The organism is Mycobacterium kubicae, assembly GCF_015689175.1.
Taxonomy (GTDB): Bacteria; Actinomycetota; Actinomycetes; order Mycobacteriales; family Mycobacteriaceae; genus Mycobacterium; species Mycobacterium kubicae.
The window spans coordinates 5,424,568-5,439,058 of the sequence record NZ_CP065047.1 but is presented as its reverse complement, the minus strand read 5'-3'; the positions used below and the strand labels follow the sequence as shown (position 1 = coordinate 5,439,058).

Below are 14,491 nucleotides of genomic sequence, written 5' to 3'. Positions count from 1 at the left end.
GCTCACGGCTTGTCCTTACCGACCACCCACATGGAGTAGTACTGCGACCCCCCGCCGTAAGCGTGGCCCAACGCCTTGCGCACGTTCGGAACCTGGTGATCACCGCCCTTGTCCATCACCTGGATGGCCGCTTCGGCGAAGCGGATCAAGCCTGACGCCCCAATCGGATTCGACGACAGCACCCCACCGGACGGGTTGACCGGCAGCCGCCCGCCGATGGCCGTCTCCCCGGCTTCGGTCAGCTTCCAGCCTTCTCCTTCGGCGGCAAAACCGAGGTTTTCCAGCCACATCGGCTCGAACCAGGAGAACGGCACGTAGATTTCGGCGGCATCGATCTCGTCGATGGGGCTGGTGATGCCGGCCGCCTTCCACAGCGCCGCGGCCGCGTCCCGACCGGCCTGGGGGCTGACCTGGTCGCGCCCGGCGTAGGCCAGCGGCTCGGTGCGCAGTGCGGTGGCGTGGATCCAGGCCACCGGACGGCCCTGTGCCAGTTGGGCGTCGGCGGTCTCCTCGTTGCCGATCACGACGGCGCAGGCGCCGTCCGACGAGGGGCAGGTTTCGTCGTAGCGGATGGGGTCCCAGAGCATGGGGGAGGACATCACCTTCTCCTGGGTGATGTCGGGCTGTTGTAGGTGCGCCAGCGGGTTGCGGCTGCCGTTGAGCCGGTCCTTGACCGCCACCATGGCCCCGATGTGTTCGGGAGCTCCCGCGCGCCGGATGTAGGCGCGCACATGCGGGGCGAAATACCCACCCGCGCCCGCGCCGACGGGTTTGATGAACGGGATGGGAATCGACAACGCCCACATGGCGTTTGACTCCGACTGCTTCTCCCAGGCCATCGCCAGCACGCGCCGGTACTTACCGGACTGCACCAGGCTGGCCGCGACGACGCCGGTGGAGCCGCCGACCGAACCCGCGGTGTGCACCCGGATCAGCGGCTTGCCGCTGGCGCCCACCGCGTCGGCCATGAACAGCTCGGGCATCATGACGCCTTCGAAGAAGTCGGGAGCCTTACCGACGACGACGGCATCGATGTCGTCGAAGGTGGACCCGGAATCTTCCAGTGCGCGGTCGATGGCTTCGCGGACCATCCCGTTCATCGACACGTCTTGACGTTTGGCGACGTACTTGGTTTGTCCGGTGCCAAGTACCGCGGCAAGCTGTGCCCCTGCGCCGGCCATCAGATCTTTCCTTCCATCACCGCGACCAGATTCTGTTGCAGCGCGGGCCCGCTGGTGGCATGTGCCAGCACCCGCTGCGCCGACCCGTTCCAGATGTGTTGTGCGGCAAAACCGATGCGTTCCAAGCCGGCGACGAACATGGGGTTGGCCGCCAGCGCGCCCCCGGAGGGGTTGATTTTCGTTGCGCCGGGCAGGTTGATGGCCTCGGCGATGATGAGGTGCTGGTGGGTGAAAGGGGCGTGCAGCTCGGCGACTTCGATGTTCTTGGTCTTCCCGCCAGTCGCCGCCTTCGCCGCTACCTGGGTGGACGGCGATTCGGTCAGGTCGCGCACACCCAGCGCCGGGGATTCGATGCGGTGCTCGATTCCGGTGATCCAGGCCGGGTTTTCGCGCAACTCGCGGGCCCGGTCATCGGCGGCGAGCACGATCGCCGCGGCCCCGTCGGTGATCGGGGCGATGTCGTGGCGGCGCAACGGATCGGCGAAGAACGGCCGCTCCAGCAGGTCGTCGAGACTGACCGGCGGCGGCTCGGAGTCGACCCGCGTCGCGTTGGCGAAGGATTCGAACGCCACGCGCGCCATCTGCTCGTAACTCCACTTGTCAGCGTCGAGCCCGATCCGGGCCTGCAACCCCGCCATCGACACGGAGTCGGGCCACAACGGCGCGACGGTGTAGGGGTCGGTCTGTCGCGACAGGACGCGGCGCAGGATGCCCGCCGAGGACTTGCCGAAGCCGTACACCAGCGCGGTGTCGACCTCGCCGGTGAGGATCTTGATGTAGGCCTCGTAGAGAGCCCAGGCCGCGTCCATCTCGACGTGCGACTCGTTGATCGGGGGCACGGCTCCAATCGAGTCGATGGCCGAGATGAACGAAAAGGCGCGTCCGGCAAGGTAATCCGAGGACCCGGAACACCAGAAGCCGATGTCGCCCTTGGTGATGCCGAGGTCCTCGTAAAGCTGTGCGAAGCACGGCATCAACATCTCGACGCCGTTGGTGGTGCCGTCGGTGCGGCGTACGTGTGGGGCGTGGGCAAAGCCGACGACCGCAACATTGCGAGCGCTCATTGGTAAGTAAGCCCTTTACAGGTGGTGGCGGTAGGTGTCGTAGTCGGCGTCGGGTTCGCCGGTAGGCCGGAAGAATTCGATGTTGTCGATACCGAATCCCCACTCCTCGCGCGGTTTCCACACCGCTTCCACGCGCATGCCCATCCGGACTTCATGCGCGTCGACGTCGGCGACCAGGTGCAGGAACGGGATGTCGGCGCCGTCGAGCAGCACGTAGGCCGCGACGTAAGGCGGCTTGATGCGCTGCCCCTGGAACGGGATGTTGATGATGGCGAACGTGGTAACCGTGCCCTTGTCCGGCAACTCGACGAACTCGGTGGTCGGTTGTCCGGTGGCGGGATCCGCGCCGTGCGGCGGGAAGTACACCTTCCCGTTTTCGCCGGTGCGGGCGCCCAGCAGTTTGCCCTCGGCAATGGCACGCAGGTAGGCGCTCTCCTCGTGCGAGGCGGTGTGCTGGATCGTCATCTGGATCGGCGTGATGATCATCGACACCGGGTCCTGGTCATTCGCCTGCTCGCTCACCGGTTCGGCGTCCCCGCCCAGGGCGAAGTAGGCGATGTCGGTGATGGCGCCCACCGTCTCGTCGGCCCAGTGCACGTGCACCCGGGTACCGCTCTTGATCGCCTCGGGCGAGCCCGCGTCAACCGCGTGCATCAGCGGGGTGTCGGCGCCGTCGAGTTTGATCAGCGCCCAGGCGAACGGTCGGTCCAGCGGCTGGCCTTCCAACGGCTCGGGCTGCCAGGTCCAGGAGACGACGGTGCCGACGCTGGACACCGGTACCATCTCGCCCAGCGGTTCGTAGGTAACCGGGTCATATTCCGCGGGTGGCACATGTACCCGGCCATCGGTTCCGCGTACTCCCAGAATGTGGCGGTCACGCAATGCGGTAAAGAATTTACCGAGCGTCGGACCCACCGAACGGGTGTAGTCGAAGGACAAGGTTAACGGCGCGGAAAGGGGCGGCTCACGGTGATCGATCAGGGTCGGGCCGCTCGAACTGGCTGTCACGCCTTCGAGTAGAACAGGTTCTAAGAACGGTTTCAACATCGGTTCGGATCGGTGTGTTCTCCCGCCGGGAAAGGTACTAATCATGAAGCTCGGGTTGCAGCTGGGGTATTGGGGCGCCAAGCCGCCGGAGAACGCGGGAGAATTCGTCGCCGCCGCCGAGGACGCCGGTTTCGACGCCGTCTTCACCGCCGAAGCGTGGGGCTCGGACGCCTACACGCCGCTGGCGTGGTGGGGCTCGTCGACGCATCGGGTGCGGCTGGGCACCTCGGTGGTACAGCTGTCCGCGCGCACGCCCACGGCCTGCGCCATGGCGGCACTGACACTGGATCACCTGTCGGGTGGCCGGCACATCCTCGGCCTGGGGGTGTCGGGTCCGCAGGTGGTCGAGGGTTGGTACGGGCAGTCGTTCCCCAAGCCGCTGGCACGCACCCGGGAGTACATCGACATCCTGCGCCAGGTGTGGGCCCGCGAGAAGCCGGTGACCAGCGACGGGCCGCACTACCCGCTGCCGTTGACCGGTGAGCGCACGACCGGACTGGGCAAGGCGCTCAAGCCGATTACCCACCCGCTGCGCGCCGACATCCCGATCATGCTGGGCGCTGAAGGCCCGAAGAACGTTGCGCTGGCCGCCGAAATCTGTGACGGCTGGCTGCCGATTTTTTACACACCGCGGATGGCCGACATGTACAACGAGTGGCTGGACGAGGGCTTTGCGCGGCCCGGCGCGCGCCGCAGCCGCGAGGACTTCGAAATCTGTGCGACGGCGCAGGTGGTGGTCAGTGACGACCGGGCCGCGGCGTTCACCGCGATCAAGCCCTACCTGGCGCTGTACATGGGCGGCATGGGCGCCGAGGACACCAACTTCCACGCCGACGTCTACCGGCGAATGGGATACGCGCAGGTGGTCGACGACGTCACCAAGCTGTTCCGGTCGAACCAGAAGGACAAGGCCGCCGAGGTCATTCCCGACGAGCTGGTCGACGACGCCATGATCGTCGGCGATCTCGACTACGTGCGTAAGCAAATCAAGGCCTGGGAGGCCGCGGGCGTGACTATGATGGTGGTCGCTGCCCGCAGTGTTGAGCAGGTCCGGGAGCTGGCCGCGCTCGTGTAGCGAGCCTTGCCAGGGGATTAGAACGCGTTCTAGATTGGCCGGGTGCGGTCAGATGGCGTGTGCGTCGCCGAAGGTCATCTCGACCTTCGCCGCCGACAAGGACGCCAACGCGCGTTTGGGCAGACCCAGGGACGCGAGTTCCTTGGCGTAAGGGTGCTCACCCAGGTGCATCCGGGCACCGCCGAGCCGGGCCCGCAAGCCCGACAACTTCATCTCCCAGGGAATCTCCCGGGTGACACCGTCCAGGTGCGAATACGTCTTGAGCACCTGAGCGCTGCCGGTGGGGACCGGCAGGCCGCGGCTGAACTCGATGCCCGCGATCAGTTGCCCGTCGGTGCTGACGTCGAAGCTGAATTTCTTGCCCTCGCGGACGCTGAACTCCGCCATGATCTTCGGGAAGCCCCAGATGGTGCGGCCCGCCTCGAGGGTGAACGACTGGTCCACCGGCAAGTGGTGGATGAACGCCGCAGCGCCGGCCAGCGCGCGCGGTCCGCGCGTCCGGACGCCGGGCGGGTTGACCATGACCGCGGTGCCGTATTCGTGGTACTTCCCGAGATCTCCGTCCACATAGCGCACCAGCAGCTGCATGACGATCGCCTTACCGGGCCGGTATTGGCACACCTCGAGCCCGCTGTAGTCGATGAGATGCTGCGCGGCGGCCGCGGGCACGGAGAACACCGCGGAATGAACGTTGGCGACGCGGATGCGGACCGGCATGGTGAGCACCGTGCCGGCGATCGTGTGTTGCGAGACAGGCATAACGCTCACTGTAAACCGGAGGAATGTGATGACTGAAGTGGTGGCCGAGGCCGCGGCAGAGACCAGGCCGGACGTCGACCTGACCGACGGCACCTTCTACGGCAGCCGGCAAGCGCGTGCGGCGTATCGCTGGATGCGGGCCAACCAGCCCGTCTTTCGCGACCGCAACGGCCTGGCCGCGGCGTCGACGTATCAATCCGTCATCGACGCCGAACGCCAGCCCGAGCTGTTCTCCAACGCCGGTGGCATCCGGCCCGATCAGCCCGCCATGCCGATGATGATCGACATGGACGACCCCGCACATCTGTTGCGCCGCAAGCTGGTCAACGCCGGCTTCACCCGCAAGCGGGTCAAGGACAAAGAGGAATCGATTGCCGCGCTGTGCGACACGCTGATCGACGCGGTGTGTGAACGGGGCGAATGCGACTTCGTCCGGGACCTGGCCGCGCCGCTGCCGATGGCCGTCATCGGCGACATGCTCGGGGTCCGTCCGGACCAGCGCGACATGTTCTTGAAGTGGTCCGACGACCTGGTGACCTTTCTGAGTTCCCATGTCTCCGAGGACGATTTCCAAGTCACCATGGATGCGTTCGCCGCGTACAACGAATTCACCCGGGCCACCATCGCGGCGCGCCGGGAGCAGCCGACCGACGACCTGGTCAGCGTGCTGGTGAGCTCGGAGGTCGACGGGGAGCGGCTCAGCGATGACGAGCTGATCATGGAGACGCTGCTGATTCTGATCGGCGGTGACGAGACCACCCGGCACACGCTCAGCGGCGGCACCGAGCAGCTGTTGCGCAACCGCGACCAGTGGGACCTGCTGCAGCGGGATCCGTCGCTGCTGCCCGGTGCCATCGAAGAGATGCTGCGCTGGACCGCGCCGGTCAAGAACATGTGCCGAATCCTGACCGCCGACACCGAGTTTCACGGCACCGCGCTGCGCGAAGGCGAAAAGATCATGCTGCTCTTCGAGTCGGCGAACTTCGACGAATCGGTGTTCACTGATCCGGAGAGATTCGACATTCAGCGAAACCCCAACAGCCACTTGGCGTTCGGCTTCGGCACGCATTTCTGCCTGGGCAATCAGCTGGCCAGGTTGGAACTGTCGCTGATGACCGCGCGGGTGCTGCAGCGGCTGCCGGATCTGCGGCTGGCCTCCGAGGACGCCTCGTTGCCGCTGCGGCCGGCCAACTTCGTCAGCGGGCTGGAGTCCATGCCGGTGGTTTTCACCCCGACCAAACCGCTGAGCTGAGTCGGTCTTGCGCCGAGCAGACGCAGAATCGCACAAATCGGGACCGAGGAATGTGATTCTGCGTCTGCTCGCGGGAGAGGGCTAGCGGTTCTGGAAGTTGGGCTTGCGCTTCTCGGCGAACGCGCGCGGGCCTTCCTTCGCGTCGTCGGACAGGAACACCTTGATGCCGATCTGGGTGTCGATCTTGAACGCCTCGTTCTCGTGCAGGCCCTCGGTCTCGCGGATGGTCCGCAGAATCGCCTGCACGGCCAGGGGCCCGTTGTTCTCGATCAATTCGGCGATCTCCATCGCCTTGGTCAGCGCCTGCCCGTCGGGCACGACGTGGCCGATCAGGCCCATCTCCTTGGCCTCGGGCGCGGTGATGTGCCGGCCGGTCAGCAGCAGGTCGCAGGCGACGGTGTAGGGGATCTGGCGCACCAGTCGCACCGCCGAGCCGCCCATCGGATACAGGCTCCATTTGGCCTCGGAGATGCCGAACTTGGCGCTTTCGCCGGCGATCCGGATGTCGGTGCCCTGCAGGATCTCAGTGCCGCCCGCGATCGCGGGTCCTTCCACTGCGGCGATCAGCGGCTTGGTCAGGCGGCGACCCTTGAGCAGAGCGTCGATGCGTGAGGGGTCGTAGCTGCCGTCCTTGAAGGACTCACCCGGCGGCTTTTTGGTTGCCGCTTTGAGGTCCATGCCCGCGCAAAAGTAGCCACCGGCGCCGGTGAGGATGCAGCAGCGGATGTCCGGATCGTTGTCGACACGATCCCAGGCCTGCACCATGATTTCCATCATTTCGGTGCTCAGGGCGTTGCGGGCATGCGGGCGGTTGAGGGTGACGATCAGGGTGTGACCCCGTTGTTCCACCAGGGCATCGGCCTCGGTAGACCCCGCTTCGGTGTTTGCTGGCGCTGTGTCATTCTCCGGTACCACGGCGACCGCCTTTCGCACGACAGTGGGCATGAGCTTGTCAAGAAATGTAACACGTTCTAATTTGGTGGCCGTGGCCCTGAATATTGCTGATCTCGCTGAGCACGCCATCGACGCTGTGCCGGACCGTGTCGCCCTGATCTGCGGTGACGAGCAGTTGACCTACGCCGAGCTGGAGGAGAAGGCCAACCGCCTCGCCCACTACCTGCTCGAGCAGGGCGTCAAGAAGGACGACAAGGTCGGACTGTACTGCCGCAACCGCATCGAGATCGTCATCGCGATGCTCGGCATCGTCAAGGCCGGCGCCATCCTGGTCAACGTCAACTACCGCTACGTCGAGGGAGAGCTGCGCTACCTGTTCGACAACTCCGACATGGTGGCCCTGGTGCACGAACGCCAGTACTCCGACCGGGTCGCCAACGTGTTGCCCGAAACTCCCAACGTCAAGACGATCCTGGTCGTCGAGGACGGCAGCGATCTGGACTACCAGCGCTACGGCGGCGTCGAGTTCTACTCCGCTTTCGCCGACAGCTCACCGGAGCGGGACTTCGGCGAGCGCAGCGCCGATGACATCTACCTGCTCTACACCGGCGGCACCACCGGGTTCCCCAAGGGCGTGATGTGGCGCCACGAAGACATCTACCGGGTGCTGTTCGGCGGAACCGACTTCGCCACCGGGGAATTCATCGCCGACGAGTACGACCTGGCCAAGGGCGCCGCGGCGAATCCGCCGATGGTCCGCTACCCCATTCCGCCGATGATCCACGGCGCGACGCAGTCGGCGACCTGGATGTCGATCTTCTCCGGCCAAACCACCGTCCTGGCACCGGAATTCAATGCCGACGAGGTGTGGCGCACGATTCACACCCACAAGGTGAACTTGCTGTTCTTCACCGGCGACGCGATGGCCCGCCCGTTGCTCGATGCGCTGCAGAAAGAAAACGACTACGACTTGTCGTCGCTGTTCTTGCTGGCCAGTACCGCGGCGCTGTTCTCACCGAGCATCAAGGAGAAGCTGCTCGAATTGCTGCCGAATCGGGTCATCACCGATTCCATCGGTTCCTCGGAGACCGGCTTCGGTGGCACCAGCATTGTCGCCGCGGGCGCGCCGCACAGCGGTGGGCCACGGGTGTCGATCGACCACCGCACCGTCGTCCTCGACGAGGACGGCAACGAAGTCAAGCCCGGCTCGGGCGTGCGCGGATTCATCGCGAAGAAGGGCAACATTCCCGTCGGCTACTACAAGGACGAGAAGAAGACCGCCGAGACGTTCAAGACGATCAACGGTGTGCGCTACGCGATCCCGGGCGACTACGCGGTGGTCGAAGAGGACGGCACCGTGACCATGCTGGGCCGCGGCTCGGTGTCGATCAACAGCGGCGGGGAGAAGATCTACCCCGAAGAGGTCGAGGCGGCGTTGAAGGGGCATCCCGACGTGTTCGACGCTTTGGTCGTCGGTGTGCCGGATGCGCGGTACGGCCAGTGTGTGGCCGCCGTCGTGCAGCCCCGCGAGGGGTCGCGGCCGTCGCTGGCCGATCTCGACCGGTTCGTCCGTTCCGAGATCGCGGGATACAAAGTGCCACGCAGTCTTTGGCTGGTCGACGAGGTGAAGCGTTCTCCTGCCGGCAAGCCGGATTACCGTTGGGCCAAGGAGCAGACCGAGGCGCGTCCTGCCGACGACGTGCATGCCGCTCACGTGGCAACCGGTGCCTGACAGGGACTTCGTCAAGCAACACCCGGGTGCGCCCGCCGGTTATTTCGCCTGGGAAGCCGCAGGTCTGCAATGGCTTTCCGCCGTCGAGGGCGGGGTGCCCTGCGCCGAGGTGGTGGCGGTCGATTCGGCGCGTCTGACGTTGCGGCGGCTCGATTCGACGGCTCCGACGGTCGGCGCCGCGCACGCGTTCGGCAGCAGGCTGGCCGTCACCCACGACGCGGGCGCTGCGGCGTTCGGCGCCGCACCCGACGGATGGGACGGGCCGGGCTTCTTCGGTCCGCTGTCCCAACCGCTGCCCATGTCCGTGCGCCAGCACCGACGCTGGGGTGACTTCTACGCCGAGGAGCGACTGGCCCCCATGGCCGACCTCGCGGCGGCGCGTTTGGATGCTGCGACCCGCACCGCGATCGAGGCGGTGATGAGCCGATGCCGCAACGGCGACTTCGACGACGACGACCAACCGGCGCGCCTCCACGGTGACCTGTGGGGCGGCAATGTCATGTGGACGCCCGACGGGGTGGTCCTGATCGACCCGGCCGCTCACGGCGGTCACCGCGAGGCCGACCTCGCGATGCTGGCCTTGTTCGGCTGCCCGCACTACGAGGCCATCATCGACGGATACCAGCTGGTGCGACCACTGCGGGCGGGTTGGCGAGGCCGGATCGGGCTGCACCAGCTGTTCCCGCTGCTGGCCCACGTCGTGCTGTTCGGCGGTGGGCATGCGCAGCGGACCAGTGTGGTCGCGCGGGCCGTGCTGGACGTCTGACCGCCGGGCGCCATCGGTAGGGTCGAAGCCGCGATGACGATCGACGTGTGGATGCAGCACCCGACGGCGCGGTTCCTGCGCAGTGACATGCTTGCCTCGCTGCGGCGCTGGACCGGGGACGTTATGCCCGACTCCGACGTTCCCCTGCAGGTGACGATCGCGGCGATGGATGCCGCCGATGTCAGCCTCGGACTGCTGAGCGCCTGGCGCGGGCCGAACGGCCAGGACCTGATCTCCAACGACGAGGTAGCCGAGTGGGTGGCCACTCATCCGGACCGCTTCGCGGGCCTGGCTACCGTCGACCTCGACCGCCCGATGCAAGCGGTCCGCGAGTTGCGTCGCCGCCTGAGCGAAGGATTCGTCGGCCTGCGAGTGGTGCCCTGGCTGTGGGGAGCCCCGCCCACCGACCGGCGCTATTACCCGTTGTTCGCCCAGTGCGTGGAGTCCGGCGTGCCGTTCTGCACGCAGGTCGGGCACACCGGCCCGCTGCGGCCCTCGGAGACCGGCCGCCCCATTCCCTACATCGACCAAGTGGCGCTGGACTTTCCGGAGCTGGTGATCGTGTGCGGGCACGTCGGTTATCCGTGGACCGAGGAGATGGTCGCGGTGGCCCGCAAGCACGAGAATGTCTATATCGATACCTCCGCTTACACCATCGCGCGGTTGCCCGAAGAGTTGATCAGGTTCATGAAAACCGGTACGGGGCAACGCAAGGTCTTGTTCGGCACCAACTATCCGATGATCACCCACGCACACGCCCTGGCGGGTCTGGGCGATCTCGGGCTCAGCGACGAGGCATGTCGAGACTTCCTGCGCGGCAACGCCGAGCGCGTCTTCAAGATGGGGGCCAGATCATGAACGGTGCTCAAGCGCTGATCAACACGTTGGTCGACGGCGGTGTGGACGTGTGTTTCGCCAACCCCGGCACCTCGGAGATGCACTTCGTCGCGGCCCTGGATACCGTAGCCGAAATGCGCGGTGTACTCACTCTTTTCGAGGGAGTGGCCACCGGAGCGGCCGACGGCTATGCGCGCATCGCCGGGCGTCCTGCCGCGGTGCTGCTGCACCTGGGTCCAGGGTTGGGCAACGGCCTGGCGAATCTGCACAACGCACGTCGCGCTCGGGTGCCGATGATCGTCGTGGTCGGCGATCACGCCACCTATCACAAGAAGTACGACGCCCCATTGGAATCCGATATCGATGCGGTCGCCGGCACGGTCTCGGGTTGGGTGCGCCGCACGCAGGCCGCCGCTGACGTCGGTGCCGACGCGGCCGAGGCGGTGGCCGCCAGTCGCGCCGGCTCCGAGATCGCGACGCTGATCCTGCCCGCCGACGCATCCTGGTCCGACGGCGCTCAGGCTGGGATTCCGGTTGCGGCGCAACCGGTTACAGCCGCTGAGGACGCCGCGGCGGTGGCCAAGTTGCTGCGCTCAGGTGAGCCGACGACCATACTGATCGGGGGAGACGCTACTCATGGCCCGGGGCTGGCGGCGGCGACGCGCATTGCCGCAGCGACCGGGGCGCGGTTGTTGTGCGAGACGTTCCCGACCCGGCTCGAGCGCGGCGCCGGCGTGCCCGCGATCGAACGGCTGGCCTACTTCGCCGAGGCGGCCAGCGCCCAGCTGGATGGCGCGAAGCATCTGGTCCTGGCCGGAGCCAAGTCGCCGGTGTCGTTCTTCGCCTATCCGGGTGTGCCCAGCGATCTGGTGCCCGCCGGGTGCGACGTGCACGTGCTCGCCGAATACTGCGGCGCAGCAGACGCCTTGACCGCTTTGGCGGATGAACTGGCACCGGGGACGACGGCAGCGGTGGCGAGCGAGTCGCGTCCGCAGCTACCGGCCGGTGCGTTGACGTCCGCGTCGGCGGCCGAGGTGATCGGCGCGCTGTTGCCCGACCGGGCGATCGTCGTCGACGAGTCGAACACGTCGGGTCTGTTATTGGCCCAGGCCACCGCCGGGGCGCCGGCCCACGACTGGTTGACACTGACCGGGGGAGCGATCGGCTACGGCATCCCGGCCGCGGTGGGCGCCGCGGTGGCCGCACCCGACCGTCCGGTGCTGTGCCTGGAATCCGATGGTTCGGCGATGTACACGATCTCGGGGCTCTGGACGCAGGCGCGCGAGAACCTCGACGTCACCACCGTGATCTACAACAACGGCGCTTACGACATTCTGCGGATCGAGTTGCAGCGCGTCGGCGCCGGATCCGCTCCCGGACCCAAGGCGCAGGATCTGCTCGACTTATCGCGCCCCACAATGGACTTCGTCAGGATCGCCGAAGGCATGGGGGTTGCGGCGCGGCGCGCGACCACCGCCGAGGAATTCGCCGACGCGCTGCGGGCGGCGTTCGACGAACCCGGCCCGCACCTGATCGACGCGGTGGTGCCCTCACTGCTGGGCTAAGGCCGCCGTCACCCGGCCGAGGGACTCTGAATTCTCGCCGCTCGGGAAAGGCATGCTGCCCGTGCGTCCACTCCACGGCCTTGGAGGTGACGTGAACCACACGGTCGACAGCCGATCGGTATCGTCGTACCGTATGGACGTACTTCTAGCGCGGCTCGACCGAGAAGACCTCGAAGCTGCCCCAGACGTTCGGCATCGGCGACGGTGAATGCGACGTCGTCGGTACCCGGACGTAACGACGAGGAGGCCGAAGAATGCGGATCCAATCGACCGATTCGACACAGGACAGCACCCGCGACGACCACGACGAGGTGTTCCGGCTGATCTTGGCCGGCTACGGGGCGCAGGTAATTCGGACGCTGGCGGGCCTTTCTGTCGCCGAACAGCTCGAGATCGGCGGGGCGTTGACCGCCAGACAGATAGCCGTGCAGGCCTCCAGCGATCCCGGCATGACCTTCCGGGTGCTGCGCGCCGGTGTCGCGCTTGGGTTCCTGACCTACGATCCGGTTGCCGAGGCCTTCGGCCCGACCTCTCGGCTCGGCATTCTGCACAAGGATTCGCCCTTCACCCTCAAGCACTATGCCCAGGCGGCCGGCGGCCCCGCATTCTGGCACACCTCGCTGCGGTTGCCCGATGCCGTGCGGCGGGGCCGCAATTACGTCGAAGAGGCGCTGGGCGGGGGATTGTGGGAGTTCTACGCACACAACGACTACGAGGCCCGCATGTTCCGCGCGGCGATGACCGATGTGTCCACCCCCGTGGTCCGCGAGGCAGTGTCGGCGATAGAGGCCCCAGACAACGGATATGTCATCGATGTGGGGGGCGCTAGTGGAGCGTTCGTTTCTGAGCTGTTGCAGCGCAATCCGCGCCTCACCGGTGCGGTGCTGGACCTTCCACAGGCCATGGCGGGCGTGGTCGAACAGGCCGACCGCTGCGGGTTAGGTGAGCGGATGAAGGGTATCGTCGGCGACTTCTTCGAGTCGGTCCCGGCCGCCGACCTCTACTTGCTGAAGTACATCCTGCACGACTGGAATGACGAATCGTGCATCGAAATATTGTCCAATGTCCGTCGCGCCATGAATCCGGGCGCTCGGCTCTTCATCGTCGAGGCGGTGTTGGACGACCAGGACGCGTCAGCGCATGCGGCACTGTTGGACATGGTGATGTTGGTCTGCCTGCCCGGCCGGGAACGTGACTTGGGTGAATTCGAAAGACTCGTGCGCGCAGCGGGTTTGGAGATTTGCTGCATCACAGCGCTACGTCGCCCGTACCACTTGATCGAGGCCGTGGCGAGTTGACGCGTGCGCACCACGCGGTTGCCATGGAATTACCGGCCGCGGAAAATTCTGCAGCCGAACGTGACGATCCAGGGGAGCGAATGACGTGCGCACCGGCGACGACACCTGGGACCGGACTGCCAAAGTGGGCGCGACTGCCACCCTGGTGACCGCGGCCCGGGCCGCGGCACTGTGCACGCCTAGGCGGCATTGCGCAGATTCGTCGATGCGGGAACATCGAGCGCCAGAATGGTTGGGCGCAAAAGTATTCGGCTCCGCGAGGTCGATGCGGTTCGGGCACGTCGACCCAGCGGCCGGCAAGCGCTCAGTAACGGGCCAGCCCGGGAAGGCGGCTGAGAATCCAATCGGTCAGCGCATCGGCCACCTCGACTCCCGTTTCGTATGCACCGTCATCGGCTTCGGCGGCCAGCGCCACGCCCCAGTGCCCGGCCTGGGTGTGGACCATCCCAAATTGCCGGATCAGGTACTCACCGTGCACGCCCGGTCCCCACCCGCCTTTCGCGGCGAAACCTTTGGCGGCAAGCCCCCATCGATGCCCAGGGGTGAGGTTGCCCATCAGTTCGATGACGTCCTCGGCATCGGGAATCGACGGCAGTTCTGCGGCAAAACGGGCTTGCCGCTGTAGCGTCCACAACGTCTGGCCGAACGGCGTGTAACCACGCCGGAGCCGGCGAGATTCCACCACGGTGGCGGTGTCACCACCCTCGGCGATGACGCCTTGCACCTTTCGCGCGGCACTGATCGGATCCCCAAGAAGGGACCACATTTCCTCGGAGGACTGATTGTCGGATTCGGTAATCGCCTTGGACACCAAATCCTTTGCTTGTAACCAGTCGGTGCGCAAGGCGGCGATCGCCAACGGCACCTTGATGGTCGACCACGCCACGCCGGACCACCAACGGCCGAGCGAGTAGGTGCGATCCGGACGGGCGATCGCGATGCCAACGCGTGCGGGCACCGCTGCCGAAAGCTGTTGGAAGCTTGCTTCCAGCGCGAGCTCAAGGGGACGGTGATTCATAGT

The 14,491-nt window shown here is 66.3% G+C and carries 13 protein-coding genes; 7 read left to right on the top strand and 6 right to left on the bottom strand.

The window, feature by feature from the left end; translation table 11 throughout:
• Positions 1-2: 2 nt before the first annotated feature.
• From I2456_RS25420 to I2456_RS25410, 3 genes are read right to left on the bottom strand one after another with little or no spacing between them, the layout of a single operon-like run.
• The gene (locus I2456_RS25420; protein WP_085072604.1) at positions 3-1,181 is read right to left on the bottom strand and encodes a thiolase domain-containing protein; all 1,179 of its coding nucleotides are present in this window, start codon (positions 1,179-1,181) and stop codon (positions 3-5) included.
• Positions 1,181-2,245, bottom strand: coding sequence for a thiolase domain-containing protein (locus tag I2456_RS25415; RefSeq protein WP_068161220.1), 1,065 nt, complete (start codon positions 2,243-2,245; stop codon positions 1,181-1,183). Before I2456_RS25415 ends, I2456_RS25420 begins: the two co-directional genes overlap by 1 nt.
• A gap of 15 nt (positions 2,246-2,260) precedes the next feature.
• On the bottom strand, positions 2,261-3,253 hold the full coding sequence (locus I2456_RS25410) for a Zn-ribbon domain-containing OB-fold protein (RefSeq protein WP_068025868.1): 993 nt from the start codon (positions 3,251-3,253) through the stop codon (positions 2,261-2,263).
• Between the two features lie 82 nt (positions 3,254-3,335).
• Here I2456_RS25410 and I2456_RS25405 point away from each other — a divergent pair, with 82 nt between their 5' ends.
• Positions 3,336-4,367 (top strand): LLM class F420-dependent oxidoreductase, encoded by a 1,032-nt coding sequence (locus I2456_RS25405; protein WP_068025869.1) that lies wholly within the window; start codon positions 3,336-3,338, stop codon positions 4,365-4,367.
• A gap of 48 nt (positions 4,368-4,415) precedes the next feature.
• On the opposite strand, the gene I2456_RS25400 is transcribed toward I2456_RS25405, so the two are convergent.
• The gene (locus I2456_RS25400; protein ID WP_085072605.1) at positions 4,416-5,126 is read right to left on the bottom strand and encodes an acetoacetate decarboxylase family protein; all 711 of its coding nucleotides are present in this window, start codon (positions 5,124-5,126) and stop codon (positions 4,416-4,418) included.
• A gap of 28 nt (positions 5,127-5,154) precedes the next feature.
• Between I2456_RS25400 and I2456_RS25395 the strand changes: the two genes are divergently transcribed.
• Complete coding sequence (locus tag I2456_RS25395) at positions 5,155-6,378, top strand: cytochrome P450 (protein WP_068161216.1); 1,224 nt, start codon at positions 5,155-5,157, stop codon at positions 6,376-6,378.
• 81 nt (positions 6,379-6,459) lie between these two features.
• Here I2456_RS25395 and I2456_RS25390 read toward each other — a convergent pair whose 3' ends face one another.
• Positions 6,460-7,323: a crotonase/enoyl-CoA hydratase family protein gene (locus tag I2456_RS25390; RefSeq protein WP_068025876.1), complete on the bottom strand. Its 864-nt coding sequence runs from the start codon at positions 7,321-7,323 to the stop codon at positions 6,460-6,462.
• Between the two features lie 34 nt (positions 7,324-7,357).
• Between I2456_RS25390 and I2456_RS25385 the strand changes: the two genes are divergently transcribed.
• The 5 genes from I2456_RS25385 to I2456_RS25365 all read left to right on the top strand — a co-directional run bounded on the left by I2456_RS25385 (position 7,358) and on the right by I2456_RS25365 (position 13,470).
• On the top strand, positions 7,358-9,004 hold the full coding sequence (locus tag I2456_RS25385) for an acyl-CoA synthetase (protein WP_068025878.1): 1,647 nt from the start codon (positions 7,358-7,360) through the stop codon (positions 9,002-9,004).
• Positions 8,997-9,770, top strand: coding sequence for a fructosamine kinase family protein (locus I2456_RS25380; protein ID WP_241007805.1), 774 nt, complete (start codon positions 8,997-8,999; stop codon positions 9,768-9,770). The genes I2456_RS25385 and I2456_RS25380 overlap by 8 nt, the downstream gene beginning before the upstream one ends.
• 33 nt (positions 9,771-9,803) lie before the next feature.
• A complete protein-coding gene (locus I2456_RS25375) occupies positions 9,804-10,628 on the top strand; it encodes an amidohydrolase family protein (protein WP_085072606.1) in 825 nt (274 codons plus the stop codon).
• Positions 10,625-12,172 carry an acetolactate synthase large subunit gene (locus I2456_RS25370; RefSeq protein WP_085072607.1) on the top strand — a complete coding sequence of 516 codons (1,548 nt, stop codon included), beginning with the start codon at positions 10,625-10,627 and terminating at the stop codon, positions 12,170-12,172. Before I2456_RS25375 ends, I2456_RS25370 begins: the two co-directional genes overlap by 4 nt.
• Before the next feature lie 254 nt (positions 12,173-12,426).
• On the top strand, positions 12,427-13,470 hold the full coding sequence (locus tag I2456_RS25365) for a methyltransferase (RefSeq protein WP_085072608.1): 1,044 nt from the start codon (positions 12,427-12,429) through the stop codon (positions 13,468-13,470).
• 304 nt (positions 13,471-13,774) lie between these two features.
• On the opposite strand, the gene I2456_RS25360 is transcribed toward I2456_RS25365, so the two are convergent.
• Complete coding sequence (locus I2456_RS25360) at positions 13,775-14,488, bottom strand: serine hydrolase (protein WP_085072609.1); 714 nt, start codon at positions 14,486-14,488, stop codon at positions 13,775-13,777.
• Positions 14,489-14,491 lie beyond the last annotated feature (3 nt).